The following is a 25837-nucleotide window of genomic DNA, read 5'->3' as shown; positions in this document are numbered from 1 at the left end:
AGTTAAGCCCACTGGCAATGTCGGTAATGAGTTCGGCTGATGGATAGAGTTCCAATAATTTTGCAATTTGTCGGTCAAGGTCGGCTTTTTGATGCAGACGGTCGACTCTGGCGTGGGGGATAGTTCTTTGATTAGTTTTGCTAAATCCGGCATCAGAATTAATTAAATATCGTCGTTGACCGGAGGGTGTGCGAATGGCGGTAATAATACCATCTTTTTCCCATCGCCTGAGCGTATGTAGGCAAACTCCAAAATGTTCGGCTGCTTGCCTTGGGGTTGAGTAGCCAAAAGTGAATAATGCTGAATATTCGGCTAGTTTAACACATTATTCAGATAATTCAATCAAAATTCAGTAAATCAATCAACAGGAGAATGCTCTCAAAAAGCTACAACTTTTCAAGAGGGAGCGTCAACTTTTCCGCAGAAAAAAGCAGCTAAAAGAAAGAATTGGCTCTTCAGTACCTTTTTTGCTGAATTTTTCATTAAGCACGATCGCTTGGCTGTAAAATCCCGGCTTCTAGCCTAAACTTTGCCCCCAAGCCTCAAAGGCTAAGAATCATAACTAGGCTGATTGCCCGGTAAGGGTTTAGGCCTAGCTTACAGACTTATTCAGCATAACGCGCTAGTAGGTAAGCGCTACCAAACGTCACTATGTAATAATTGTAAACTATCCAAATGCCAAGAAAGTAGCACTCCTGGGCCCTGTTTACATACTGTTACATGGTTCAGTTTGATAGCGCCTACCTACTTAATGAAGAGCCAAAGAATTTCATTTTATCATACAGAAATCCTGGTAACACTTAGACTATTCCTAGACCTGACATGGTAAGGTTTTTAGATTTTTCGGGTTCGGAGACAGGGACAAAAGGTATAACACGAGCAGGTGCTGCTACTGGGGGCTGAGCGAACAAACGCTGGTTGGCAATCAACATACTTTCAATTATCGCTGCCGGTTCGGGGCGGCTGAACAGATACCCCTGCATGATATCGCATTGGTGCTGTTTCAAGAAAGCTAGTTCTGCTTCTGTTTCTACTCCTTCTGCAATTACTGTCATATTTAAGCTGTGACCCAGCAAAATTACTGCTGTGGTAATAGCAGCATTTTGAGCGTCTTCGCTGGCATTTCGCACGAAAATGCGATCGATCTTTAAGCTGTCAAAAGCAAATTGCTTGAGATATCCTAAAGTAGCATAACCGGTGCCGAAGTCGTCAATGGCAATCCGAATTCCGAGAGCTTTAAGTTCGTTTAAAGTTGCGCCTGCGACTGTCGCATTTTCTACCAGAGCGCTTTCGGTCATTTCTAATTCTAAATTAGCAGGCTCCAAGCCTGTAGTTTCTAATATTTGCACGATTCGGGCCTTGAGTTCGGGGTCGGATAACTGCCGGGCCGACAAATTTACTGATATCGTAAAAGGCGAGAACCCCGCCGCCAGCCAACTCGCGGCTTGAGCGCAAGCTGAAAGCAGTACCCACTCGCCAATCTGAATAATTAAACCTGTTTCTTCGGCTAAGGGAATAAATTCAGCGGGAGAAATTATACCTCGATCGGGATTTTGCCAGCGCACCAAAGCTTCAGCGCCGATAACTTGTCCGGTAGCAATATTCACCTGGGGCTGATAGTATACTTGAAACTCACCTTGTGCTAAAGCGTGGCGCAGCAGAGCTTCTAGAGCCAACTTTTCAGGGGAGAGGACACAAACCTTTGTAGAGTCGTTAGCTAAATCTTTGAGTCTGGCTTCTGCTTGGTGAAGCGCAACTGTCAGGGGTTGGGTAATAGTTTGCCGTTTCGAGACGCGAGAAGCGATCGCCCCCAACAATTCAGCCTTAGTAAACGGCTTTGTTAGGTAATCGTCAGCCCCCAATTCCATCCCCCGACGAAAATCGGTTTTGGCACTTTGAGCCGTGAGGAAAATAAATGGAATTGTAGCAGCCAGGGAGTTTTGTCGCAGAGTCCGCAACACGTCATAACCGTCGAGTTCCGGCATCTGTACGTCGCACAAAATTAAGTCTGGGATCTCCGAAAGTGCCATCTGCACCCCAAATCGACCGTTTTCTGCCACGATAACTCGGTAGCTGTGAGATTCCAGGAGTTGCACAAGAGTCTCCCGGATTAATTCGTCGTCTTCAATGACTAAAATTTTGAGCATGATACTTAGATAACAGATGGCACTATATATCAGAACCTGACTAACTCTAGCATACTCAAACTTGACAGTTACTGATTAGGCCAATTAGCTAATAAATTTTTAGCCAAATGGCTAAAGATTTTCCCTCGGTTCTTAAGTGACAATCAAAGAATTGGCAAAATTCGCAATAGTTTTCGATCGCTTTCAAAGGCATACAACTGTTGCGCCCGACTATTTTAATAAGATTTAATAACGAAATATTGGTTTTTTCTCATAAAAAATGCCGCCAACACTTTCAATACGTGGATGGTGGCATTTTTTATATAATGTCGGGTCAATTCGCTTTAAAAAGTGTTCGATCGTTCTGGCTTCATTCCTGGGATGGATGCGGACTAAAGTCGGAACGATCAAACCAATTTTATTTTGTCGTTTCAGGGGACATCATAGGATGGACTGATGGATGCGGACTAAAGTCCGAACGATCAAGCCAATTTTATTTTGTCGTTTCAGGGGACATCATAGGATGCGCTGCCTTAATTCACAGGTTTAGTGGAATTCGCGCAAAACTTGTCATCTACAATTGCAGAATTGATACTGACAGCTTGCATTGATGATGACGGAATGATGAGGTCTCGCGGAACTACAAGTGTCTTTTTGCAAACTAACTCGCTGCTGCCTACAGAGGCAAAGTTCCAAGCATAAAATTCGGGATTGCTGACTGTCGCACTGGCAGAAGATAAACCTAATGCAGTCATTAATACTAATCCCAAAGTTACTAAAGCTACGATCGCAAATCTCAGCATATTCTTTGTTTGAACCGGAAAATTTACCCGCTCGGGATTACTTCATTATGGCTCGATCGCCCTCAAGGCGTCAATAGCCTTGAGTCGATTTTAGATTTACTCCGACCGATGAGTCAGTGAGCTTGAACGGGAGTCTCAAATTTTCGACCGCGACAGGAGTCGGGGGCTAAGATCCGTTTTGGGATGGGGGTTATTTCGTCTCCAGATTCAACTCGTAGGCGATCGCCTCGGATGACTGAGAAACCACCACGAATTCATAAAAACCAGCATCATCGAGAGTTCCAGACCAACTCACCTCCTCTGCATCTTCCAGTAAAGCCTTGGCTTTGTTGGTGCGCCCAGGAGAATAAATTGATAGCAGAGTTGATTTGCGCGGAGCTTGCAAATTTACGCTCAAAATCTGATTTTGGGCGAACCTGGCAATGTAAGCTTTGCCTTCTCCGGGCTTGAGATTTCCTTTAAGGGTTTTGTTGTTCGCGCGGCGGTCAAATTCGACGCTTTCAAGAGTTGCTCCTGCTTGCAAAGAGGCGAGGGCGTCGGCGGTAATTGCTTGCCAAATTTGTCCGATCGGCAAACCGATGATATTTTTATTCCGTGGGTGCTGTGGAAACCAATAAAAGAACTTGGCATCAGCCAAATCGTACAGCGCTCGACTGCTCAAATTCAGCTTGTTAACCTCGGCTTTGGAGCGATCGAGATCGGCAGTCTCGTAACTGCCCAACCGCGCTCTAGCATCGCTGCTGAGGTTTTCGAGCTTGTTGAGCAAGTCGTCGCCGATTTTCTGCCACCTTTCGCGCCATTGGCGATCCTCGTCGCCTTCTTTTAACAGCCGCCCGTTTAATTCTGGGTATTTGGCATAGAAATTCTCATCTACAAGGTTGACGTAACCGTTGTAGAATCGATCGTCAATTTTAAGCCGAGAGTAGCGATCGCGCAAAGCATCCTCTTGCTGCTGCTTCGGGCCCGGAGTCACGGGAATCTTCTGCACTTTTGATTGCAGGTTTAACACATAATTGCCCGCAAACCAGCCAACTCCGCCCATACTCGATAGCACCGCCACTACGAACAAAAACATTTTCCAAGCAGGCATCTTTTGCTGATTGCCGATCGTGGCCACTCGCACTGGAGTTCCCGGAAGCTTCGGGGCGGGGGCTGGCACGGGTATGGGTGCGGCCAGAGGTGTGTAGTCCGGCGGTGGCTGCGTGAGTCCCAAATCCGGCTGTGGGGATGGCTGTGGCTGTGGCTGTAACAGCGGATTGCCGGAGAGAGCGAGCAAAACCTCGCGAGCCGAGGAGTAACGCTGGTTTGGCTGCTGAGCGAGCATTTTATCCAGCACCAGGGACAAATTCGGAGATAGAGAACAGTGCGATCGCCAGTTCCAATTCAGCGTCTGACTGTCGAGCAATTCATGCGGTTCCTTCCCCGTCAGCAACACCAAAACCGTGGCCGCCAGAGCGTACAAATCGCTGTGCGGAGACACAATCCCCATCTGCATCTGTTCGACGGGAGCATAGCCGAGTTTGCCGATGCGAGTCGCGGGGGTGGGAGTGATGTTAGCTTCAGTTTCAGCAAATAGAGATTCTACGGTGGCGGCGATTTGTTTGACTCCGCCGAAGTCAATCAGCACGGGCATTCCGTCAGACAAGCGCAGAATTAGGTTGTCGGGGGAGATGTCGCGGTGAATCACTCCCAAGGAGTGAATGTATTCGAGGACTGGCAAAATTTGAATCAGCAGTTGATTGATTTCTGCTTCGATGAACCGCAAACCCTGACGCTTCCTGGCATCCAGCAGGAAGCGGTAATTTTGACCGGGTACGTAGTCTTGGACGAGAAATAGGTAGCCTCGATCGACTATACTGACGCGAAACATTTCGCGGAAGCGCGGAATTTGATTGTGTTGCAGTTTGTAGAGCACTCCGGCTTCGCGCTCGAAGAGTTCCTCGGATTTTTGTAAGGCGTAACTTCCTTGTACTTGGGGCGCAAATTCTTTTAAAACGCAGGGTTCGTTAAATCGGTGGGCATCTTCAGCGAGGTAGGTGCGCCCGAAGCCTCCGTGTCCCAATTCGCGGACGATGCGGTAGTGGTTGTTGAGAGTTATGCCGGGATAGATAGGATTAGTCATCACTTATAGGTGGATTTTGTAAACTGTCACGACTCCTGTTTGCTCGGACTATAAGAAATATTATCCTTAATTGGTATTGAAGTTCGATCGACAAGTAGTTTTCCGCGGCTATGAGTTGGGAAAAGCATTGTGTTATTATATAATTAGGGTAACAGTTGATGGTTAAGCTTAGAATATGCCAGCAAAAGACATCTACCACAATAATGTCAGAACAGCCCTGGAAAAGGACGGGTGGACAATAACCAAAGATCCGCTACCCTTAAAAATTGGCAAACGTACTCTCAGTGTCGATCTAGGTGCAGAAAAACTATTTGCCGCCGAAAAACAAGGTCGCAAAATTGCTGTAGAAGTCAAAAGTTTTGTGAGTGCTTCACCAGTTCATGACTTAGAACAAGCTGTTGGACAGTATATTGTTTACGAAGATATTCTACAGCGATCGGAACCTGAACGGATAATATATCTGGCAATCCGTGCAGAAGTTTATGCAGAAATTTTTTCTGAACCTATTGGGCAGATTTTGCTAGAAAACAAGAGATTTAAACTAATAGTTTTTGATTCATTAAAGGAGACAGTTATCAGATGGATAGACTAGATGAATATCGCCAAATTGTTCGCAATGTTTTAGATAGTTATGCCCAGATTTCTTACGGACACGGAGAAATTAAAAGCAGCGTTATTGTCGATCGCGAACAAAACAATTTTTTACTGATGCACGATGGCTGGCAAGGGCCTAAAAGAATTCACGATTGTATCGTTCATGTGGAAATTATTGACGGAAAAATCTGGATTCAACAAGATGGTATAGAAACGGGAATTACCGCAGAACTTGTAGAATTAGGAGTGCCTAAAGACAAGATAGTTTTAGGGTTTCATCCGTATCACGTTCGGCAGCATACGGGATATGCGATCGCCTAAACCAGCTTACAATACAATAAAATTGGGCGTTGCTGAAACTAGCGAGTTTCGGAGGCAAATCATACTCCTTTCTCAGCAACGCCGAAATTTGTATCAAAAGCCCGATCGCGCATTTTGCATAAAAACGCGATCGAACACCAAACAATTAGTTTTAACTCTTAACAATTACCGCTTTATTTGCCATCAGCTTCTCTGAGCGCAGCCAGAATTTCCGGTCGTTTCATGCGCGCGTAGTTCCGCACTTTCCGGTCTTTGCCGATCGCCTTCAAGCGTCTCAGCGAAAGAGTATCGTAGTCTTCCTCGTCTTCCTGCTGCTGCTGCTGGGGCGGAAACGGCAATTCTAACTGCAACTGCGGTAGCTGAGGTTTCGACTGCGCCTTCGACTGCTTCTTAGCCTGGGTTTTTGGCTGCGCCTTCGACTGCTGTTTCGGCGGTGTCTCGGGCTGTATTTCTGAGTGCGTCGCAGCGGCTCCCAGTTGGCTGCGGAGCGTGGCAATTTGATTTTTTAGGTCATTTTCTACGTCTGCGATCGTGTCAGCCACAAACTGATTAATTATTTGGACAGTGCGATCTAATTTGATTGACAACAATTTTTCCAGTTCATCCAACTGTCTCAACGCACCTTCAAGATTTATCTCCGAAATAACCTCCGATTTCGGAGAACTATTGCTGCCAGATTGTTCAATTTTTTTAGCCAATTTATCTACCTTTTCATGAAATGTTTTTTCAACTTGTTCTAGCAGATGCTTTATCTGTGTTATTTGATCGCGATCGAAGTTCTGCTCGGCTAGAGCTTTTACTTGTTTTTTTAGCAGGTCTTCATTCTTTTTAACAGATTGTTCTATTTGTTTTGTTAGACTCTCTACCTTTTTTTGAAATGATAGCTCAAATTGTTGCAGTAGAGTCTCAAGTTGTGCAGTTTTTTGAGTCGGCTGCGGAGCTAAATGTTCCATTTCTGCTTGAGCCGCAACTACCTCCTCGTCGGTCATTTCAAAAACCCAAGCCCACATTTGCTCAAGGCCGAGTTCTTTCGCAACAATACACCAATCTGAGCCGCAGACAACTTCGTATTCTTCTTCGTTGCTGTAAGCTTCAGTAGGACGTACAATTAAAGGAATTAAGTTGCTGCCTTGCTCGATGAGACTTCTCCTGAGAGCTTCGCGACGTTCGCGAGGGATTTCTCCCCCCTGAGTCTCTGGTACTGCAATTTGGGAAGTATAAATCTGACTGTGACTAATTGGCTTAATCCGCAAATATTCTACTATTCGGTTTTGATCTTGCGATCGATCCATCTTCTTACAAGTCCCCTTTTGTCATTAAAATCAGGTGTTTGGGTAATTATATATATTTGCACTTTACAGCCTGGGTTTTAAGTGCCACAGGACTAACTCAAGAACTCTAATGATAGGGTGCGAGACAAACACCTTACTCAGACTTTGGTTAGTTAAAGGATTTGTTGGCCTGAGTCTCTAAATCTGGGAGAGATATCGGCGGCGTGCTGTACCTGTGCGGCTGGCTGTGGGGTGAGGGCCCGGGCGATCCTGCAACGAGGGCTTCGCTAACGGCAAAACTGACTGCAATTCCTACAAAAAATCGACTGTGATGAGTTTAACTGGCTGGGGGACACAAATTATACACTGCTTCACTCATCTTTACTTTTTTTGGCGATCGGGCGATCGCTACCGTGTTCAGGTTTAGCAGGAATTGCCAGTTGTGAGTATTTTTGCTCCTAGTCAATCACCTTTCAGAAATCCGGTTTTAACTCTTGTGGGGTGGGCTTCTAGCCCGCCCCCAAAAAAGCAATTGAGACGGCTCACAACTTATGAGTATTTTGCCAGTAATCAATAATTTTAATCATTGTTTTGTCGCCTAGCCCTTGAATACGTTCCACCACATTGGCAAATGACACAAACGGCTTCACATCTCGCTTTTCGTCGAGGATTCGTTGTATAATTTTATCGTTCACTAACTTAGTATATTCAAAATTCGCTTTCAGTTGAGATTTATCTTGAGTATTGAGTGCCTCCAACAGCGACATTGGTTGAGAAGTTACCTGTTCAACTTCTTGCACAGTATCTACCAAAGTCGATTTTTTAGATGCAAGCTCGGCTTTAAACTCATTAATTCTGTTAGCCAACTGCGCTTCAATTAACAGAGGTAATTGTTGGGCAATTAGGTTTTCAATTTCTTGTATTCTCTCGGCTAACAACTCTTTTTCACGGGCGTGTTCAGCTTTCAATTCATGAATTTGAATTTCTAACCGGGCTTCAATATTTGTCACTCGCTGCTCTAAACTAGATGAGGCTTCTAGAGTTTGAATTTCAACTGAAGCCTCAGTTATTGATTGCTCTTTGATAGTTTCACTTTCACCAGCATTCTCAGTGATTGCGGTTTTTCTGAGAATTTCTAGTTGTTCCAGGAGAAGTTCTTCATTTTCTGGTTCCAGGATGAATGCTCCAATTGTCTCGCCCTTGAGAGGTTCAATTTCCTTTGCTCTCGCCGCCGCATAGTATTCAAAATTTCCGTCTACTATTTCGTAAGCATCCATACTGGTACGGCGGACAATGATCGGGTTAATCAAGCCTCCGGCGTCTAAAATAAGTCTAGCTAATTTATCCAAATCGCGATCGGCAAAATTGGAACGGGGAACTGCGGAGGTAATTCTTTTGACTGCAACCAGTGACGGAGATAATTTTTTCATAAGTTTTTACTGACCTATTTTTACCAAAACTTCTTCGGCTAGCATTTCAAATTCTTGGGATGAAGTGCAATCCGGTTTAAAATCTAGCACCGAAATCGGATCGGCGATTTCCATATTTCCCACGATTTTAAATAGTTCTGCACACTTTGCTAAATCCTCTCTCTCATAAATTACGCTGTCCATAATTTCCAGGCCGTAGCGTTTGGGAATAGCCTCCCTCCGCTTGGGCAAACTGTACTGTACAAACTTAGGATTGGGTGAGATTTTGCAAGGGAGGATGCCTAAAATTTCTAAAGGTTTTTTGCCGATTTGTTTTTTGAATCCATTGACTTTTTTGATAAAATCCTTGACATTAATCAATCCTTGATTGGCAAAAGGTTTTAAGTCAGAAGGAATAATTAAATAATCCGCAGCAATCAGGGCAACTCTGGCGAAAAAATTCAAAGATGGCGGCGTATCAATCAGTACAATATCGTACTTATCTTCTACTTCCGCTAGTTTTTGAATTAAAATCATGCGACTGTAATCTAGTTGATTTAGTTCCGTTTCATAGTACATTAAATCGATGTGGGAAGGAACTACATCGATTTTAGGATTGCAAAAATTAGACTCGCGGGCTACTTCGGCGATGGAGTAAAAATCCTCTGATTGCAAAACTTGAAGAATATTGCAATCTTTCAAATCATCTTGTTCTTCATCTTCAAATTTGACCAAACCAGTTGCAAAGGTTGTGTTTGCCTGACTGTCTAAGTCGATGACTAGGACTCTTTTACCTTCCTTGCTCAGGGCTGCGGCTAAATTGACTACAGTTGTAGTTTTACCGACGCCGCCTTTGTTGTGGTAAACTGCTATTATTTTCATACTATTTTGCGGGGTTTGGGGAATGATTAAATCGGATGATTTAACTAAAATATCTTCAGGTATTTGTTCGGGGGATGAGACTTGAATGATTTCAGGTTCTGCGGTGGCGGGATTGTTTTGTTGTACCGATACTTCGGCAATTAACTCAGGAGTAACTAAATTAGTTTTACTATCTTCCAGTTCTAGATTATCTGGATTTATTACAAACTTTAAACTATCTCTGCCAATTAAAGCTATAATTTCATCAATTCTACTTTCAAGGTCTTGTCCGGCGCACTGAAATGCTAGCTGAATATCATCGCTCACTCTTGCATAAATTCTAATTTCTTTCCCGTTAGTTATGAGTCCGTAGCGGATGCTTAAACTTGTTAAGTAACGCTTCAGTTTCCGCCGATGGCGGTCTAGATTTTCCTTGGGATGTTTTGCTTCCATGACTAAACTCATGGGCGAGTCTGCATCGAACACTATGGGGATAACTTGGGTGGCAAAGGAAAGGAAGTCTAGGCGAATATTCCCAAAGGCGATTTCTTGGTGCCAAGTGTCGGGGGTATAGCCGAGTTTTGGCAACAAATAACTGACAATGAGTTTGCTTTCTACTTCGCTTTCGTTGCGACAGTTATTGGGATTGAAAATCATGTTTCATGGGGAATTGGGAATTGGGAATTGGGAATTGGTAATGGGTAATTGGGAATTGGTGTCAACTTCATGTCAAATGTAATCTAATGTTTGACTATTAGCCCCGCTGATCCCCCCTAACCCCCCTTAAAAAGGGGGGGACAAGAGTAATTTCAAAGTCAACCCCTACTCCCCTTAAAAAGGGGGGACAGGCAATGCTCAAAGTCCCCCTTTTTAAGGGGGATTTAGGGGGATCTAGACTGCGCTAAAAGCAAGATTTATCAAAAATTCTAGCTAGGGATTGTGATATTAATAAAACCCGGTTTGTTTAACAAAACCGGGTTTTTAGGGGATTTATCGCGTTTCAAACTTATTTGGTTTGAGCGTGAAATTCCTCTAATGTTTGATAGCCACCAGCGGGGTTGTACAGGTGACAGTTGTCTGCAATCCGCTTCATTAAAGACCAAGAAAATTTGGTTTCATAGAGATGAGGTTGCCAGTTTTCCTTTAAGCTGCTGTGGGCTAGGCGCAAGTTGTACCAGGGTATAGCAGTTGAAAGGTGGTGGGGAACGTGCACGTTAATGTCGTGGCACAGAAACTCAACCCAGCGGGGATAGTCGCAGTGAACTGTTCCCGATAGTTGTGCTTGGGCTTCGTTCCATTCTTCTGGTGCTTTAAATGAAATGTCTGGCGCTGTGTGGTGAACAATGGTGAAGGTGCTCATCCAGAAGTGGTAAACCATCCAGGGCATCAACCAAAATTTGATGAATCCCCAAATGCCTGTGGTGGCTATTAAAGTCGGAAATACGATCGCAGCACCGATCAAAACCACAAAAACCGAAAACCGCACTTGTTCGCGTTGTTGACCTTCTTTGAAGCGCCACCACATAAAGTGTACTTTTGCCCAGTGGGCGATCGATCCAATCCACCACATTGGGCCGAAGATTAAACGATAAGCTATTTGTAATGCTTTGGGCGCGGCAGCGTAGCTTTCTGCTGTCATTGGTTGCCAAGCATTATCTTCACCAATTTTGTTGGTGTGCTTGTGGTGGTAATTGTGTCCGTGACGCCATGCGTGAAACGGAAAAATTAACGGGAGAAATGCGAGATGTCCGACTAAATCGTTTACCCAGCGACGGTTGGCAAATGACCGGTGTCCGCAGTCGTGGCCTATCACAAAAAAACCGGTTAATCCGGTACCTGTGAAAATCCACATCAGGGGCAGTAAATACCAAGGTGATACTGCTAGGCCAAAATAACCAACAGCAACTAGAAGAACGTTGACGATGACTTTTGTCCAAGCTTTGCGAGGGTTTTTGACAAATACTTCGCGCGGCAGGGTTTGGAGAATATCTTTGAGGCGCAGGTTGGAAGTGTCCCTTGCGGATGTCAAATTTAGTGGTTTTTCGATCGATGCTGTCATAAATTGATGTCTACTCTCCGTATGCCAAGTGGATGGCTTAACAAAATTAACGCAGTAAAATATCAGCTCGCTACTAACAATTAGCAGACGAGTTGAGCATTAGGCAAGCGCTTTTTAGCAAATGCTAGCGATCGCTAGCCGCGGATTAAATGGCTAGCGCTTTTGGTTAAAAAAAACACTGCGGTTAACAAAACTTTACTTTTTATACCACAGGGGCGGCACAATTAGCACGAGTTGTTACTGGTAATTGCCGTTGCCCACAGCAGAATTTTTGCCGATCGCAACTTGAGATCCAGCAACGGAGCGCTGCTGTTTGAGGGTTTGGACTTCCAGCAGCAAGGAGTCGATTTCTGCTTGCAGGTGCAGGAACTTAACTTGCTGATCGGCTTGGTAGGGACACTTCACCGAATCTACTTTGCGCGCAAAACCCGTCGATAGCGTAGCAGAACTAGCGATTTCGGGATTGCTAGCCGTGACTTGAGGCCGAGAAAGAGTGGATGAATTATTTGACATTAGTAATTGAGTAGACATATCTACACATTCACACCATTAAGTTACTTTAACCTGAACGGATCGTATCAAACATTAAATTAACCGATCGAGCTAAAATTAGTGTAAATTCTTTGCCAAAGCCTAGAAACCATTGACATCGTGACCCTGATTCTACCTGTAACTGACTCTGCTGCTAACTCCGCTGCCCGCGCAGCCTCGCCGAAACTTCACGGTTGGCCGGGCTTGATCGAAGCTTATCGCCCCTACCTGCCAGTGACGGAAACCACGCCGGTAGTGACGCTCCAAGAAGGCAATACTCCATTGATTCCAGCACCGGCGATCGCCTCTCTCATCGGTAGAGATGTGCGCGTGCTGGTGAAATACGACGGCCTCAACCCCACTGGTAGTTTCAAAGACCGGGGGATGACAATGGCGATTTCCAAGGCGAAGGAAGCCGGCGCCAAAGCTGTAATTTGCGCCAGTACCGGCAATACTTCGGCAGCGGCAGCAGCCTACGCCAGACGCGGGGGGATGCGGGCTTTCGTGTTGATTCCCGAAGGTTATGTGGCTTTGGGCAAGTTGGCCCAAGCTTTGCTTTACGGTGCGGAAGTCATTTCGATTGTCGGAAATTTCGATCGGGCTTTAGAAATTGTCCGCTCCATGGCTGAAAATTATCCCGTAACTTTGGTCAACTCCGTCAACCCTTACCGCTTGGAAGGCCAAAAAACCGGCGCGTTTGAAGTGGTGGACGCCTTGGGCGACGCCCCCGACTGGCTCTGCATTCCCGTGGGAAATGCGGGAAACATCACAGCATACTGGATGGGTTTTTGTCAATACCACCAAGTGAATAAATGTTCGCGCCTACCGCGAATGATGGGATTCCAAGCAGCCGGAGCAGCACCGTTGGTAACAGGCAAACCGGTGGCGAACCCAGAAACCTTGGCGACGGCAATTCGGATCGGCAACCCCGCTAGCTGGAAACAGGCTGTTGCTGCTTCCGAAGCCAGCCGCGGCAGTTTTTCTGCTGTCACCGACGAAGAAATTCTCGACGCTTACCGCTTGTTAGCATCCGAAGAAGGGATTTTCTGCGAACCAGCTAGCGCTGCTTCTGTCGCCGGTTTGCTGAAGGTAAAAGACCAAGTTCCAACAGGAGCAACGGTGGTTTGTGTACTCACTGGTAATGGTTTGAAAGACCCAGATACGGCAATTAATCACAGCAAGAACAACTTTAAGCAAGGAATTGCTCCGAATTTGGATGCAGTAGCTGGCGCGATGGGATTTTAAGCAGAAGGAAGAGAGAAACGGCACGGATTTGAACACGGAGACACGGATGAATTTAACTGAGTTTTATTTCAGGAGATATGAATACTCTGTGTTCTCTTCTGTGTCTTTTCTTCTTCAGTCAAGCGGATGTCCTTGAGGGGAGCCAAATCCGTTACCGAACTTCATTCGGCTATAATAGGATTATCTGTCAAACACTCTTGAGAAAAAGTTATGTTACTAACCAAACCTCGTGCCGATCGAGTTGTTATGTATAATATCAGTTGGCAACAATTTGAGAACTTGCTCGCGGATCTCGGTGAAAGCCGTGCTGCTAGATTCGCCTATGACAATGGAACTTTAGAAATTATGACACCCTTACCCGAACATGAATACTACAAAGAAACGATCGGCGATACTGTTAAAGATATAGCAGAAGTGTTGGAGCAAGATTATGCAAGTTTAGGATCAACCACTTGGAAGCGAGAAATCCAAAAAGCTGGAGTAGAACCAGACAATTGTTTCTACTTCCAAAATGAGCCAAAAATTCGCGGCAAACTCCAGTTTAATTTGGAACAAGATCCGCCGCCGGATTTGGCTTTAGAAATAGACGTAACGAGTAAATCTCTCAGTCGTTTTCCCATTTATGCTCGGTTGGGTGTTCCTGAAATTTGGTGTTACGATTCGGGTGAACTCAAAATTTACCAACTGGAGGGGAAAGAATATATAGAGGTACAAACTAGCTCAATTTTTCCAAGTCTTCCGATACAAGAAATACCAGAATTAATCGAGCAAAATCGTTATTCTGGGCGGCTTTCTCTGCGTAAAGCCGTGCGAGCATGGGCGAGAGAAAAATCGGGAGAACTCTAAGATATTTTTCAATCAAATTTAGACTAATATCACGAGCCGATAAAACTTCTTAATATGCCCATTAGCTTAGCTACATTATTCAGGAAATATTCATTAGGATCGATTTCAACTACAGAATCAAATAATTTCATAAATTTCCAGTTCGTTCCAGTCGTTACAGCACCATAAATCATTTCATTATTACTTTGACGTTGATTAACTATTTGTGCTGCTACCATCTCGGCAATACACTGACCTAAACCAGATTGAATATTATCATTTTTAGCTTCCACGATTAAAATCACGGGTGATTTAATCAGCAATTGAGACGGAGACTTACTAATTATAAAATCACAATAGCCCATCAGCCCTTGTTGACTATCCACATTAAATTCTCTACCTGAAAACAGACTTATTTTAGATCCAAGTTGCTGTTTTAATTCAATCAATATTGGTGCAATAATCATTTCCGATCGCGCTTTTTCTGTAGAAATTTCCAAGGCTAAAGGAGTATTGTATTCGAGACACTGTTTTAAGAAACTACTAATCGGAGCTTCTGGTATTTCGGCAAAACTATCGAGCTTTTCAATAATACTTAGCCCAAAGACTTGTTCGACCATTTCTAAGGTGAACTGACTGTAAGACATTTTATTGATTCCTAAGTTTTTTAAATTTATTGAGTTTATTCTAGCATGGAGAAATGGCGATTGTATTTTAAAATTCACCATGAATACGATCGCTCCTATTTCTAAGGCAAATTTGGACAAGTCTTGCGATACCCCTCTCCCGGTGGTAAATACTGCTTCCACTCTTCTTTCGTAAAATTACGAGTTAAACGTTGACATACTTCATCTGTGAGCTTGTTTTGAGGTAAGCTAACTAATGTTATTTTATCTTTTGTTCCAGTTGCATTAGCAACAGCCAGAAGTTTGCGATCTTTACTAAAAGTCATACGATTATCCTCCTCAGAGACTATCTTTTTAAATCTTTCTTCACTGAGAATATAGTCTCTAATAAACATTGCCTTACGGTCATCCTGCTTAATCTGCTTCATAAAGTCTTGTGTAGAAAAAGTAGCGGGTTTAGATAGTATTATTTCTCTATTACTACTATTTTCTTTCACTATAATTTTGCGATCGTCAATACACCGAGCAGAATATTTTTCAGCCTTCCAAGTAGAGCGAGATTTGCATGATTCTTCAAAAGAAAATTTATCGTCCCGAAAGGATGATATCTCATTCCCACTTTGAGTTTCATGTAGTTGGTTTATATAACCATCACCACGTCCCACATTTAAAGATATAAATAAATATTTGAAGTCATTACTAAATAAAACTGCATATACATCTGTTCTATCAGGCGATGAATTCTTTGGTAAACCAAGACTTTTGATTTTTTTATGGCTATTTACATCCCATATGTCGGCAGATACACCTCCATTAGTCTGACCAATCGCCACTAAATATTTTCCATCATCACTAAAATTGAGAGATAGGATATCATCTTGAGTTCTCAAAGATAGTATCCATCTCTTCGCAGGTTCCCATTGTTTTACTGTTCCATTCCCATACTCAATATTTAAAAAGTTACCATCAGAGGAATAAGTTACTTTTTGTATTTTATCTTTGTCAATAAACCGGGCTACTTCTGACTCGGTTTCAATATCCCAAACTTGTGAAACAAATACTGATGACTCACTAGAAGCTGATTTATAAAGCTGGGAAGTGCCGAACAAATATTTTCCTTCTGGACTAAAGACTATTTTCTCCCCATTACTATTTTGCCAATTAATAGTTTTTATTTTTTGAGTGCGTGGTTCTAACAGTCGAATTTGACTAGAATCGGTAACTGCTAAGTATTGATCGCCTGGACTAAAAGCAATTTCATTTAATTGAGTAGTAGACTTTATTTCCCATATTTTTTTTCGGCTATTTGCATCCCAAAGTTCAATTTTATTGTCATGATTTACTGTAGATATGTACTTGTTATTATAGCTAAATGCAATTTTTTTAAAATTATCTTCCCCACCTAGCTTAACATTTTCTGTCCGAGCTTTAGTATGATTAGTCATATCTGATAAAACTTCAGAATCTCCACCATATTTACCAGATTCTATAGCGAGATAGTGATCGTTAGGGCTGAATTCATAACTTACATTGGTAAGATAACCAGGAAATTGATGAGGAGAAAATTCCTCATATCTTTTTTGACTATTGTTCCATGCTTTTAACATAATATGATAGTCTTCAAGTATAGTAACTTGATACTTCTTAGTTTTACTTAATCCTATATTATTATCATTTTGGGGAGATGTATTAGTTGTATTTTGTATATTTTGTGGTAATAAAGTTAATCCATTCCACAAATTTTGAGTTGTTTCTAAAGATTCATGAATTCTGACAGCTTCCATAGCCAGCAGCATACTTGTTTGAAACTCAGCAGGCTGTTTTCTTAGGTCTTCTGCTTGTTTCACTAAATTCTGACTGAGAGAGACGCGACTTTGAAAATACGATTGTGTTCCGAATACACCGAATATAGAAAGCACTAAAATAGACACAGAAGTCTTAGTATTACGTGAATATTTTTCGCGCTGTAGGCTTAAATTTACGAAATCTTTAGCCACCTTTGAAAGCTGTATATCTTCTTTTTTGTCAAAATTTGCTGCTTGTTTTAATTGCTTACCTGATAGCAAATAACTTTTATTTTCACCTGCTAGTAGCGAAAAATAATGAATAAAAGGAGCGATAAATTTATTTTGCTTAGAATGACTGAGTTGATGACGATTATTTTTATCTTGATCTCGCCATTTCTTAGCTGCATCTTCAATTGGCTGTTTAATTATCAGCGCTTCTCGATTCTCCTTCAGCCAACCACCTAACAACCCCCAATTCCGAATCAGTGTTTCATGGACGATATTAACCACCGCCACCTGTTGCCCATCTAACTCTTGCTCACTGGTGACAACTAATTTCGCATCAGCCAAACACTGCACTACCTTATTTGCCAATTCTTCAGACTGCTGAGAATTAACTAAATCTTTTAGCCAAACTTGCTGACGAGTATTCGGAGTGTTTTCATCTTCACTCAATCGAGTCAATTCTAGAAAAATCCGCCTAGCAGCTTTTTGCTCCTCTGATTCCTTTAACCCATCCGATTTTTGTTCCTCTGACAATAAGGATTGGTACACAGTATCAGCATGGTTTCCCAGTGCCTTTTGCACTCCACCCAAACGGCTATAATCCGAAATTGTCAAAAGATTAAAGCTACTGTCATCCCATAATTGGGTCAGGGTATATTGCAACAAGGCTAAATCGCCAGGAGAGTCTGATACATGAGCAATCATCTCATTGACTAAATCGCCATCAATTTCTAACTCCACTAACTCAGCAGGTTTGAGGATGACATCCTGCAACTCTGGGCGGTTCATCCGTTGAACTCTTACCAAATTATTGTCAATTTTGTTAGCTAATCCAGCATACTCCTGCTCGGCACACTTGTGTTGAAAATCATCCCGCATTACCAGCACCAAGCAGAGTTTATTACCCAGACGTTCCACTGCACTCATGAGGTACGAAAAAAACTTTTGTCGTTCTTGTTCATCCCGACATTGGGTAAAAATTTCTTCAAATTGGTCTATCACCAGTACAGCTCGCTCAGTAGGAATACGCTCGATGAAATGCACTAAATCATCGGGTGCTGTAAGCTTTCCAACCACTTGCTCTAAACTTTTAATCGGATCGATACCAGGGGTAAATGGCTGATAAATTGTCCATCTATCGCTTCCATGTATCTTCTTACCCAGATAGATCTGATACAGTAACCCAGCTCTAACAACTGAAGATTTACCACTTCCAGATGCACCGAGTACGGCGATAAAATTACTAGAGCGTACCTTATCAACAAGCTGATTAGTTAGTTGTGTACGTCCGTAGAAATATTTGTGGTCTTCAGCTTCCTCTGGTTTTGTCGGATTAAAATCAAAATATTCTAACCCCTTATAGGGACAACTTTTACCCCGAACTCCCCCTTTATATGTGAGGATGATTTGACTACCTGTGTTGCCGACAACCGAATGCTGGGGTGCATTGTTCAGCACCGCTTCCAGTCTTGGCTTTAATGTATAATTAGTAACTCTACCATCATCATTGTTGGGGTCAAGTGCTTGCAACAAAGCAGGAGTCAGCACTCCTCCGTAAGCTACCTGAAATTCGCGACAAGCCGCAATAAAACAACGATCGAAATCTCGCTGTTGCTCAAATTCTGCTAAATTCTGCTCTATAAAATTGAATAACTCTCCGCTATAACAGCAATCCAACCACACAATCTGCTGCCGCACCGGACTATCTTTTAATATTTGATGTAAGCGTTTCAGTGAAAACAGACCTTTGTCACAGTCCTCTTTAAAAGAAGCTTCACTGGTGACTAGAAAACCTTCAGGTTGTCCATTTTTCTCGCTTCGCCAACCATGACCCGCGAAAAACAAAAGTGCCGTCTCTGGAATTATGCCGCTTTTTGGCTGAAAAAGCTGGGTAATAGCCACCTCTAGTTCTGACGAGGTAACAAGTAAATCTTGTGAGACTTCCCTCTTATCATAAATTGGCAACCGATGTACCTCAAAGCTGCCGTATTCCTCTAAAAGTTGGGCAATCTTCTCGGCATCCTGTGCTGCTGTTGACAGACTGTCTCCGTGAGGATATTCATTGATGCCAATTACCAAGGCTTGTCGCTTCGTCATGTTCGCCCACTCATGCAGTAGTGTCTTTTCTGACTATACACAAGCAAATTAGTTTCTGCCGGATTTAATGTTTTTTTTGTGTAGACTACTATTGCAGCGATTTTGACTTGCTGTATATACTGGTAATATCCACAAAATATTTTTATGACTGTATCCATTGACACCACTTTACTAGCGTTGCTGCTAGCTCTGAGCAACTTAGATGAACCCCTGAGTCCAACTGAACAAGCTGCCCTAAATAAGGTGGGTAAACAGTTAGATGCTAATCAAGCTTGGGATCTCATCGAAAAAGGATTGATAAAGGTGGTTGTGGCGAATGATTCCTTAAATCAGCAATATCAAGTTGCTATAGCTTTGCTAGAAGCCGTAGATGGTCAGATACCATCTGAACTACTACCCACTGAAGCTGAACTAGAACAGCTACTAACAGTTGAAAATAAACTGGAAAAACGTGCTGGTAAACCTAAGCCAGTTCAAAACTCTCAAAGTCAGGAAATTCTCAACATGAGTACCGAAGTTCTGAAAACTTTAAACCCAGTAGAAACCAGCAAAAAATTGCCTTTGGACAAACTCAAAGATTTCTTTAAAACAACTTTCAATAAATGATAAACCTCGTCTATCCTAACTTATTTCTGTTTCTTTATGACCTGGGGGAAGGATTGGGCGAAGATTCTCAATCCTTAACAACGAATCGGGAAAATTTTGCGGCTAAATTCCCGACAAATATTCGCTCATCCCTGTTTAACGGAGATTCTGTTTTTGAATCGGAATATCTGGAACTACTGACAAATAGATTTGAGGGTTTTACTGACAGCGACAAACCATTTGAAGGCTGTTATTACCCTGTCCGTTTGAACGATACCTATGGATTACTTTTGGGTTGTTCTTTTAAGGAAGATAGGACTCCTCACCCAGTCACTTGTCTTGCCAAATTTCAAGCTAAAATCAAGGAAAAGCTAAATAATCAGTACCCAAATATCGGGCAAACCTGGCTGATTGTGACTGAGATGGAGAACCAAAACATTAGTCCAGAAGAAGTTGCTAAAAAATGCTGTCAATCCTTAAATATTGGCTTGAAATGGGAACGAGATTTACCAGGTAAAGGGTCTTTTCTGGGAGGGAGTATATTTGAACTTTCGCGGTATCAACTGCTGATGCAGGATTCTACACCACTCACTATTCAACAACTACAAGAGAATATCCATCTCATCATTGCCTTAATGCCTAGTAGTGATGCTGCCAAAAAAGTTTGGGAAGATTTTAACACTGAACTGTTGCCCTTATTTTGCTATCGCCATAAAGTTTTATGGGCTTATGCTCAAAGTCGCTATCTGAAACAACAGCTAAAAAAAGATTTCACAGTCATTAACCAACTCGTAGGAAATATTTACAGTCAAAATCTCAAACAACTCCGCACAACCGTTGTTGATGCCCAAAATATATTACCTAAGTATACCATAAAGTTAAATTATCTAGATGCTCAAATTCGCACTATAGAAATTAACGCCATCAACTATAGTAGACGGCTCGGTACTATTAGCGATCGCCTAAATCAAATCCAAGCCCAAAACGGACAAAACCCGATCGCTCAAGTCGCGAACTTGCAACACCCCTACGATCTAAAATTCCTGGAAAAATTCAGCGAAGATATAGAGAAAAAATACCAGTTACAAGTGCAAAAAGACTATGCAAATCTCAGTCCAGGCTCACAATTACTGCAAGACTTAATCAACTCAAGTCGGGCAATTACAGAGATAGAACAAGCTGAGCGCGATCGCAATTTCCAAAACACAGTCGGCATTATTGGTGCTGGACTAGCAGTGGGTTCCATCGTCGCCTCAATCGAAATACCGACTGAGCAAAATGACAACTTCTTAAATCCCCCGCTCGATTTGGCGCTTTCTACTCTACATATTCCAGGCGCTTGGTTGCCTTTTGCCATTAAGATTACCTTTAGCTTGAGTGCCGCACTCGCCGCTGGGTTATTCACTGCTATAGTAATTTGGTTAGGACAGCCTAGGCTGAAAAAGTAACAAGTGAGATCGGGCATCATTTTTAACTAGCCACAGCGAGACACTTTGTCATTGCTACCGGATTTGATATTGCTAACTTTCAAAAGGTGGTAGCTGAAGAAACTGATTTTTAGAAGGCGGAAGTTGAGCGGAATTTTGGCGGATTTCGATCGCAGTTTCGCTAGGATTTGCGGTGCGAGTAGGGACTATTTCGAGAGAATAGGCTGGTGATGGTTCCATTTTTGCAGTAGGAATAGTTTGTGCTTTGGTGAGCAAGTCAACGGCGTCTGCTAGGGCGGTGGTTAAATTTCTGCTAGTCTCGGCGTGACGGGCTTCTTCTTGTTTGAGGGCTTGGGTGAGTTGTTTGATTTGTTCGATCGCCCGATCGCGCTCTTCGAGAACTTCTGTTAACTTAGTTTTAAGTTCCCCAACTGTATGCAGTTGTTCAACCTCATGCTGGCGAGCAACTCCAGCCTCGTCACCTTCGGGCGCAATCGGGGAGAAACTTTGAAATTCCTGTATCTGTGCTTGCAGAGCATCGATGCTTTGCTGAGTTAACTTAGCATCATTCCGGCGCTGCTCAGCTTCGGTATTGTAGAGTTGGCGCCATTGAGCCGCACTTTCACCAGCGTCATCGCGATCGCGCGAAACCTCTGTTAACTGCTGTTGTAGTCGCTTAATTTCATCTAACCACTGTCTGATATCTTGAGACATATTGTTTATTTTAGATTTTAGATTTTAGATTAGTCATTAGTCATTGGTCATTAGTCATTGGGAATTTGTAAGCTATGAACATTTATTACTGGTTGCGCTACCTGATTTTAGCTTTGTTTAAGACACTTTTGAGGCTGCTGAGAGCTGTTAAAAGGAAATTTGGTGATTTTTGGCTATTCTGTCGCTGTTTGACTTGGAGCACGCTCAAAGAAGTCTGCATGAAAGCGGGAGAGCAGCGGTTGCCGGGGCTGTCTGCCGAAATGGCCTACAATTCTATGCTGGCGCTGTTTCCTGGGCTCTTGGCTATCTTGTCGGCGATCGCCCTGTTTGAACCTTTGCAATCAACACTGTATCAAATGGCCGGTCTTTTGGGCAAAGTTATACCCGATGAAATCCGAAATTTGATTAGGAGTTCCCTCACAGAAATTCTTTCAATACGCAACCAACAGCTATTTTCACTAAGTTTTGTAGTCTCGCTGTGGGCCTTTTCTGGAGTAATGAGCGCCGCGATGGCCGCCCTCGATCAAATTCATCAAATCCCGGCTACTCAAACTCGATCTTTTGTTAAAGCAAAACTTATTTCTATTTCTCTAAGCATTGGTACAATTTTGCTACTAATCTTAGCATCAGGAGTTGTCTTTGTCAGCGACTTAATTGTGCAAGCTATTGCCCGCCAGAGTTGCCTGTTAGAGTCGGTAGCAAATTGCAATTTAAAAGATGTCAAGAGTTGCCTAATGTTTCTGCCAGATTGTCCCTTAGAAGCACAATTATTAGGTGTTTGGCGACTGTGGCGTTGGCCTAGCACCTTGGGCATTGTATCCCTTGCCTTTGCCTTTGTTTACCGCTACGGGCCGAGCCGCCGTCACCCAGAGACACCGATTTTTTCCGGGGCTGTGTTTGCAGCTCTGCTATGGGCGATGCTTTCAGGTTTATTTCGATTTTATGTTTTGAATTTAGGCAATTACAATTGGACTTACGGCACGATCGGAACTTTTATCGTTTTGCTGCTCTGGCTTTATCTGTGTTGTTTGGCGATGTTGATCGGTGCTCAGTTAAATGTGACTGTGGGAAAGGCAATGAAACAATCAAACAAATGGTAATTGCTAAAGTAGTTAGTAGTTAGTAGTTAGTAGTTAGTAGTTAGTAGTTAGTAGTTGGTAGTTGGTAGTTGTAGGATGTGTCGCCACGAAAAATCTCTAGCTACCTATCGACAATTTAACAGCTCCGCACTCGACCCCAATGGTATTATAAACAAACATAATATTTATTTGGTAGATTTCTTTCAATAATCTTATTGTTAATCGCAAAAAATAAGTTTCAGCATTAAGACGAAACGAACAGAAAACTAAATTATTAAATTTTGTCACTTACCGGATGTCGGATTATCGGCGCAGTACAGTGCTGAGTATACCCGCAACAAAAGACAGAAAAATCAGTATCCAAATAACACCACCGGGAAGGAATGTTAAGAGGCCAACACCTCTGAGAATCCAAACTAATAAAGTTATCCCTAGGACAGTCCAGAAAATGCGGGTTGATAGTCGAAATTGAAATCGAGGAGAATTAGTCATGTTGAATATAAAAATCTTATCTGGATCAATGATAGCTGTTTTGCTGGCGATCGCCAGTCACCTCACCTTAATCTCGACTCCCGGCGCTGCTGTGGCGCGCGCAGGTGCAAATACTCTGGGGGAAGTAGCCAATGCTGCTGCAAAACCTTCCTCTGCAAGTGTAGCAATTGGCGATCGCACAATTGGCGAAGCAAAAATCGGCATGACTTTGGGACAACTCAAGCAGGCTCTAGGTTCCACAGCCCAGTTTAAGGTAGAGTCTCCTTTTATGGTAGACTTCGATGCAGTGGCGATTAGTCGATCGGGAAAAGTACAGTATCGGATTATTTACGCTGCGGGTACAAAGCTGAAAGATGCGGATGCGATCGAACTTTTGATGACTGACAATTCTAATTATAAAACAGCTCAAGGCGTCGGGCCAGGAATGACATTAAAACAAGCCGAGGCAATTTACGGCAAGACTACTTTATCTTATAATGTGGATAATGAATCGAGAGAAAATGTAGTTTTTGCCAACCAACCGAGCAAAAAGTTCTTGTTTGTTCCCAAGGCTGCTGGGAAGCAATTTGCAGGAGTTTATGGCGCGGGTAAAGGGGGATTTTTTGAGACTAACAAGTATCAACCGAATGCTGTAATTAAGTCCGTGATGGTGCGGAAGTAGCCTTCGCATCATTCCCAGAAACCGGGTTTCTTCGGAGATATCTCGCCACCCAACCAAAATTACCCTAGAAACCCGGTTTCTTACCCCTCCCATCATTCCCAGAAACCGGGTTTCTTATGAGATATGTCGCCACCCAACCAAAATTACTCTAGAAACCCGGTTTCTTAGCCTAAAATTAAGGATTATTTGTATTTACGTCCAAATACTCTTGATTGTCCAGATAACTTTTAACATTCTCAAGTATTTGACGCAAATACTCTATGACTTCTTCCTTCATTTCTAATAGTTCCTCAATAGCCTGATATCCCCCCACTTCTTCAAAAGACTTAATCCCGTGGGCTAAATCATTTCTATTACTTTTAATCACTACAAGATTTTGCCCATTTTTGGTCTTAGGAAAGTCTGTTTGATATGAAAAACCGTATTTGTCTGCTATTTCTTTAATTAACCTAGCATCCACATTTCCTGAAAACAGTTCCTCGCGTTCAAATGTAGCTGTGATTATATCAGTAGAGAGTTGATTAATTGTTAAATAAATTTTCTTAGGAGAACGATTTTTAAGATTTTGGAGGACAATCAGTTTAATTTCTGGTTTGAGTTGGTCAAAGCTGACTGCTTTATTTTTGAACTCCTCAAATATGGCTTCAATCGCATTTCGCATAGTAGATTCAACTAAGTTATACAGCAACAAAAAACCATTGGCTTTGAGAGTTTTTGCTAACTCTGGATCTAGGCTTTTAATTTGGTAGTTGCCAGTAGTATCAAGTAAAGCTAACTGCGTTGTCTGTTTTTCCAGGCTGTCCAAAAATACAAAGTAATCATCCACATCTTTAGCGCGTATATTAAATTCTAAGAATACAGTTTCCATGATTATATTCGACTGCCAACATATTGAATATGCACAAATTATTTTGATTATACCAATAATTGCAGCAGTATATTTTGTGCTTTATTGAAGTTTCTTTACTTGGCAGCTTGGGTTAGTTGGATAATCCGAACTGTAGTTCGGTTGAAGTTTCTCTGACGAGAAAGCAGTAGATCGGCAAACTTAAATCCATTTAATTGCTCTATTTTTTCGAGTCCACTTAATGTTAATTCGTTATTGATAAATCTAGCTAGGGTAAGAATGCGTTGTGCGCCGTCTACGATCTCTAAACGTGGTTCATCATTTTCATCATGACGGATCTCAACAACGAATATATAAGGTATTGGTATCCCCCAAATTACAGACTCAATAAACTTTGATTGCCTGGTGTCATCCCAAACAATTTGACGTTGGTAGTCTGGAATAAACAATTTATTAGTATCATCGTTAATTCCTTCCAGATATTTTTGAACGAGTATTTCGACTGGATACTGTTTCGTGTCGTAATTAATTTGCTGCCGCTTGTCGCGAATTTCCATTTCAGCGGCATTTCTGTCTTGAAGCGTAATTTGTTCTAGTTGCGATCGCATATTTTTAACTAACGAAGAAGCACTGTATATACGAGCATTTTACCACAACCCAGGGTTGATAAAGTCCTGTTCGGAGAATTTTAGTCTTGAGGCTACCGCAGTGTAAATTCTGATTTGACTAAGATGGTACGGCCGATCGCCCTTAGCAACAAAAAGAGCGATCGCCAAACAGAAATCGCCGCGAAGATTAAAATCTACAACGCGCTGCTGAGGGAATTAGAAGCACGATCGCGCAATGCCTCCAAACGATTACTTTCCCCGTTTAAATCGAACACAACCTCAAACTTAACGTGGGGTATAGTTTGTCGCAAAAACTGAAAATGCCCCTCTGCATCGGAGCGACTGCGGCAGCGGGCGACAATTATCCATTGCCCAGAGGGTAACAAACGGGCGATCGCCCAACAACACAAGCGGTCTTTGTATTTGATACTCCCCAGCCCGCTCCGGGACGGGGATTCTTGAAGAGTCCAAATGCGAACTTTCAAAGGCGAAATCAAAGCGCCTCTACTGACTCCTTCAAGA

At 42.6% G+C, this 25837-nt stretch carries 22 protein-coding genes and 1 pseudogene; 8 read left to right on the top strand and 15 right to left on the bottom strand.

The genetic code is table 11. The annotated features are described in order from the left end of the window. From JGK07_RS23865 to JGK07_RS23850, 4 genes and pseudogenes are all read right to left on the bottom strand, one after another. Nucleotides 1-265 (bottom strand): annotated as a pseudogene (locus tag JGK07_RS23865) (MerR family DNA-binding transcriptional regulator); the annotation flags it as partial. A 535-nt stretch (nt 266-800) separates the two neighbouring features. Next, on the bottom strand, nt 801-2147 hold the full coding sequence (locus JGK07_RS23860; RefSeq protein ID WP_293184882.1) for an EAL domain-containing response regulator: 1347 nt from the start codon (nt 2145-2147) through the stop codon (nt 801-803). Between the two features lie 512 nt (nt 2148-2659). Next, nucleotides 2660-2929: a hypothetical protein gene (locus JGK07_RS23855; RefSeq protein WP_293184881.1), complete on the bottom strand. Its 270-nt coding sequence runs from the start codon at nt 2927-2929 to the stop codon at nt 2660-2662. Nucleotides 2930-3119: 190 nt separating this feature from the next. Then, nucleotides 3120-5051: a serine/threonine-protein kinase gene (locus JGK07_RS23850; RefSeq protein ID WP_293184880.1), complete on the bottom strand. Its 1932-nt coding sequence runs from the start codon at nt 5049-5051 to the stop codon at nt 3120-3122. Between the two features lie 175 nt (nt 5052-5226). Between JGK07_RS23850 and JGK07_RS23845 the strand changes: the two genes are divergently transcribed. Both JGK07_RS23845 and JGK07_RS23840 read left to right on the top strand, forming a co-directional pair. Beyond that, nucleotides 5227-5643 (top strand): element excision factor XisH family protein, encoded by a 417-nt coding sequence (locus tag JGK07_RS23845; protein WP_293184879.1) that lies wholly within the window; start codon nt 5227-5229, stop codon nt 5641-5643. Further along, a complete protein-coding gene (locus JGK07_RS23840) occupies nt 5631-5966 on the top strand; it encodes a XisI protein (protein ID WP_293184878.1) in 336 nt (111 codons plus the stop codon). The genes JGK07_RS23845 and JGK07_RS23840 overlap by 13 nt, the downstream gene beginning before the upstream one ends. A gap of 173 nt (nt 5967-6139) precedes the next feature. On the opposite strand, the gene JGK07_RS23835 is transcribed toward JGK07_RS23840, so the two are convergent. The 5 genes from JGK07_RS23835 to JGK07_RS23815 all read right to left on the bottom strand — a co-directional run bounded on the left by JGK07_RS23835 (nt 6140) and on the right by JGK07_RS23815 (nt 12097). Continuing rightward, nucleotides 6140-7258: a Rho termination factor (modular protein) gene (locus JGK07_RS23835; RefSeq protein WP_293226216.1), complete on the bottom strand. Its 1119-nt coding sequence runs from the start codon at nt 7256-7258 to the stop codon at nt 6140-6142. Nucleotides 7259-7779: 521 nt separating this feature from the next. Then, on the bottom strand, nt 7780-8667 hold the full coding sequence (locus JGK07_RS23830; protein WP_293184876.1) for a ParB/Srx family N-terminal domain-containing protein: 888 nt from the start codon (nt 8665-8667) through the stop codon (nt 7780-7782). A 6-nt stretch (nt 8668-8673) separates the two neighbouring features. Further along, nucleotides 8674-10164 carry an AAA family ATPase gene (locus JGK07_RS23825; protein ID WP_293184875.1) on the bottom strand — a complete coding sequence of 497 codons (1491 nt, stop codon included), beginning with the start codon at nt 10162-10164 and terminating at the stop codon, nt 8674-8676. Between the two features lie 349 nt (nt 10165-10513). Further along, nucleotides 10514-11566 carry a fatty acid desaturase gene (locus tag JGK07_RS23820; protein ID WP_293184873.1) on the bottom strand — a complete coding sequence of 351 codons (1053 nt, stop codon included), beginning with the start codon at nt 11564-11566 and terminating at the stop codon, nt 10514-10516. Nucleotides 11567-11803: 237 nt separating this feature from the next. Beyond that, entirely contained in the window at nt 11804-12097 is a 294-nt protein-coding gene (locus JGK07_RS23815; protein ID WP_293184872.1) for a hypothetical protein, read from the bottom strand. A gap of 126 nt (nt 12098-12223) precedes the next feature. Between JGK07_RS23815 and thrC the strand changes: the two genes are divergently transcribed. Both thrC and JGK07_RS23805 read left to right on the top strand, forming a co-directional pair. Continuing rightward, a complete protein-coding gene (gene thrC, locus JGK07_RS23810; protein ID WP_293184885.1) occupies nt 12224-13342 on the top strand; it encodes a threonine synthase in 1119 nt (372 codons plus the stop codon). Between the two features lie 210 nt (nt 13343-13552). Further along, nucleotides 13553-14188, top strand: a complete 636-nt coding sequence (locus JGK07_RS23805; protein WP_293184870.1) for a Uma2 family endonuclease — start codon at nt 13553-13555, stop codon at nt 14186-14188. Between the two features lie 29 nt (nt 14189-14217). Here JGK07_RS23805 and JGK07_RS23800 read toward each other — a convergent pair whose 3' ends face one another. Both JGK07_RS23800 and JGK07_RS23795 read right to left on the bottom strand, forming a co-directional pair. After that, nucleotides 14218-14976 carry a hypothetical protein gene (locus JGK07_RS23800; protein WP_366934330.1) on the bottom strand — a complete coding sequence of 253 codons (759 nt, stop codon included), beginning with the start codon at nt 14974-14976 and terminating at the stop codon, nt 14218-14220. Then, nucleotides 14916-18902 carry a caspase family protein gene (locus JGK07_RS23795; RefSeq protein WP_293242883.1) on the bottom strand — a complete coding sequence of 1329 codons (3987 nt, stop codon included), beginning with the start codon at nt 18900-18902 and terminating at the stop codon, nt 14916-14918. Before JGK07_RS23795 ends, JGK07_RS23800 begins: the two co-directional genes overlap by 61 nt. 144 nt (nt 18903-19046) lie before the next feature. Between JGK07_RS23795 and JGK07_RS23790 the strand changes: the two genes are divergently transcribed. Then, nucleotides 19047-19508: a hypothetical protein gene (locus JGK07_RS23790; protein WP_293242885.1), complete on the top strand. Its 462-nt coding sequence runs from the start codon at nt 19047-19049 to the stop codon at nt 19506-19508. Then, nucleotides 19505-20935: a hypothetical protein gene (locus tag JGK07_RS23785; RefSeq protein WP_293242887.1), complete on the top strand. Its 1431-nt coding sequence runs from the start codon at nt 19505-19507 to the stop codon at nt 20933-20935. Before JGK07_RS23790 ends, JGK07_RS23785 begins: the two co-directional genes overlap by 4 nt. A 72-nt stretch (nt 20936-21007) precedes the next feature. On the opposite strand, the gene JGK07_RS23780 is transcribed toward JGK07_RS23785, so the two are convergent. Beyond that, the gene (locus JGK07_RS23780; protein ID WP_293242890.1) at nt 21008-21628 is read right to left on the bottom strand and encodes a hypothetical protein; all 621 of its coding nucleotides are present in this window, start codon (nt 21626-21628) and stop codon (nt 21008-21010) included. Nucleotides 21629-21702: 74 nt separating this feature from the next. On the opposite strand from JGK07_RS23780, the gene JGK07_RS23775 reads away from it, so the two are divergent. Beyond that, nucleotides 21703-22728 carry a YihY/virulence factor BrkB family protein gene (locus tag JGK07_RS23775; RefSeq protein WP_293242893.1) on the top strand — a complete coding sequence of 342 codons (1026 nt, stop codon included), beginning with the start codon at nt 21703-21705 and terminating at the stop codon, nt 22726-22728. A 469-nt stretch (nt 22729-23197) separates the two neighbouring features. Continuing rightward, a complete protein-coding gene (locus JGK07_RS23770; RefSeq protein ID WP_293219590.1) occupies nt 23198-23860 on the top strand; it encodes a hypothetical protein in 663 nt (220 codons plus the stop codon). Nucleotides 23861-24035: 175 nt separating this feature from the next. Here JGK07_RS23770 and JGK07_RS23765 read toward each other — a convergent pair whose 3' ends face one another. From JGK07_RS23765 to JGK07_RS23755, 3 genes are all read right to left on the bottom strand, one after another. After that, on the bottom strand, nt 24036-24728 hold the full coding sequence (locus JGK07_RS23765; RefSeq protein ID WP_293242896.1) for an MAE_28990/MAE_18760 family HEPN-like nuclease: 693 nt from the start codon (nt 24726-24728) through the stop codon (nt 24036-24038). Nucleotides 24729-24823: 95 nt separating this feature from the next. Continuing rightward, nucleotides 24824-25315: a DUF262 domain-containing protein gene (locus JGK07_RS23760; protein WP_293291075.1), complete on the bottom strand. Its 492-nt coding sequence runs from the start codon at nt 25313-25315 to the stop codon at nt 24824-24826. 194 nt (nt 25316-25509) lie between these two features. Continuing rightward, the coding region (locus JGK07_RS23755) for a hypothetical protein (protein WP_325315616.1) at nt 25510-25837 on the bottom strand (328 nt) is incomplete at its 5' end.

The organism is Microcoleus sp. PH2017_24_DOB_U_A (genome assembly GCF_020738205.1).
GTDB lineage: Bacteria > Cyanobacteriota > Cyanobacteriia > Cyanobacteriales > Microcoleaceae > Microcoleus.
The sequence above is the reverse complement of the archived record's forward strand: the minus strand, read 5'-3'. Positions and strand labels throughout refer to the sequence as shown.

Bases quoted from the DNA above. Each gene is read 5' to 3' on its own strand.
- JGK07_RS23860 (WP_293184882.1), bottom strand. From the start codon at position 2,147: ATGCTCAAAATTTTAGTCATTGAAGACGACGAATTAATCCGGGAGACT.
- JGK07_RS23855 (WP_293184881.1), bottom strand. From the start codon at position 2,929: ATGCTGAGATTTGCGATCGTAGCTTTAGTAACTTTGGGATTAGTATTA.
- JGK07_RS23850 (WP_293184880.1), bottom strand. From the start codon at position 5,051: ATGACTAATCCTATCTATCCCGGCATAACTCTCAACAACCACTACCGC.
- JGK07_RS23845 (WP_293184879.1), top strand. From the start codon at position 5,227: ATGCCAGCAAAAGACATCTACCACAATAATGTCAGAACAGCCCTGGAA.
- JGK07_RS23840 (WP_293184878.1), top strand. From the start codon at position 5,631: ATGGATAGACTAGATGAATATCGCCAAATTGTTCGCAATGTTTTAGAT.
- JGK07_RS23835 (WP_293226216.1), bottom strand. From the start codon at position 7,258: ATGGATCGATCGCAAGATCAAAACCGAATAGTAGAATATTTGCGGATT.
- JGK07_RS23830 (WP_293184876.1), bottom strand. From the start codon at position 8,667: ATGAAAAAATTATCTCCGTCACTGGTTGCAGTCAAAAGAATTACCTCC.
- JGK07_RS23825 (WP_293184875.1), bottom strand. From the start codon at position 10,164: ATGATTTTCAATCCCAATAACTGTCGCAACGAAAGCGAAGTAGAAAGC.
- JGK07_RS23820 (WP_293184873.1), bottom strand. From the start codon at position 11,566: ATGACAGCATCGATCGAAAAACCACTAAATTTGACATCCGCAAGGGAC.
- JGK07_RS23815 (WP_293184872.1), bottom strand. From the start codon at position 12,097: ATGTCTACTCAATTACTAATGTCAAATAATTCATCCACTCTTTCTCGG.
- JGK07_RS23805 (WP_293184870.1), top strand. From the start codon at position 13,553: ATGTTACTAACCAAACCTCGTGCCGATCGAGTTGTTATGTATAATATC.
- JGK07_RS23795 (WP_293242883.1), bottom strand. From the start codon at position 18,902: ATGACGAAGCGACAAGCCTTGGTAATTGGCATCAATGAATATCCTCAC.
- JGK07_RS23790 (WP_293242885.1), top strand. From the start codon at position 19,047: ATGACTGTATCCATTGACACCACTTTACTAGCGTTGCTGCTAGCTCTG.
- JGK07_RS23785 (WP_293242887.1), top strand. From the start codon at position 19,505: ATGATAAACCTCGTCTATCCTAACTTATTTCTGTTTCTTTATGACCTG.
- JGK07_RS23780 (WP_293242890.1), bottom strand. From the start codon at position 21,628: ATGTCTCAAGATATCAGACAGTGGTTAGATGAAATTAAGCGACTACAA.
- JGK07_RS23775 (WP_293242893.1), top strand. From the start codon at position 21,703: ATGAACATTTATTACTGGTTGCGCTACCTGATTTTAGCTTTGTTTAAG.
- JGK07_RS23770 (WP_293219590.1), top strand. From the start codon at position 23,198: ATGTTGAATATAAAAATCTTATCTGGATCAATGATAGCTGTTTTGCTG.
- JGK07_RS23765 (WP_293242896.1), bottom strand. From the start codon at position 24,728: ATGGAAACTGTATTCTTAGAATTTAATATACGCGCTAAAGATGTGGAT.
- JGK07_RS23760 (WP_293291075.1), bottom strand. From the start codon at position 25,315: ATGCGATCGCAACTAGAACAAATTACGCTTCAAGACAGAAATGCCGCT.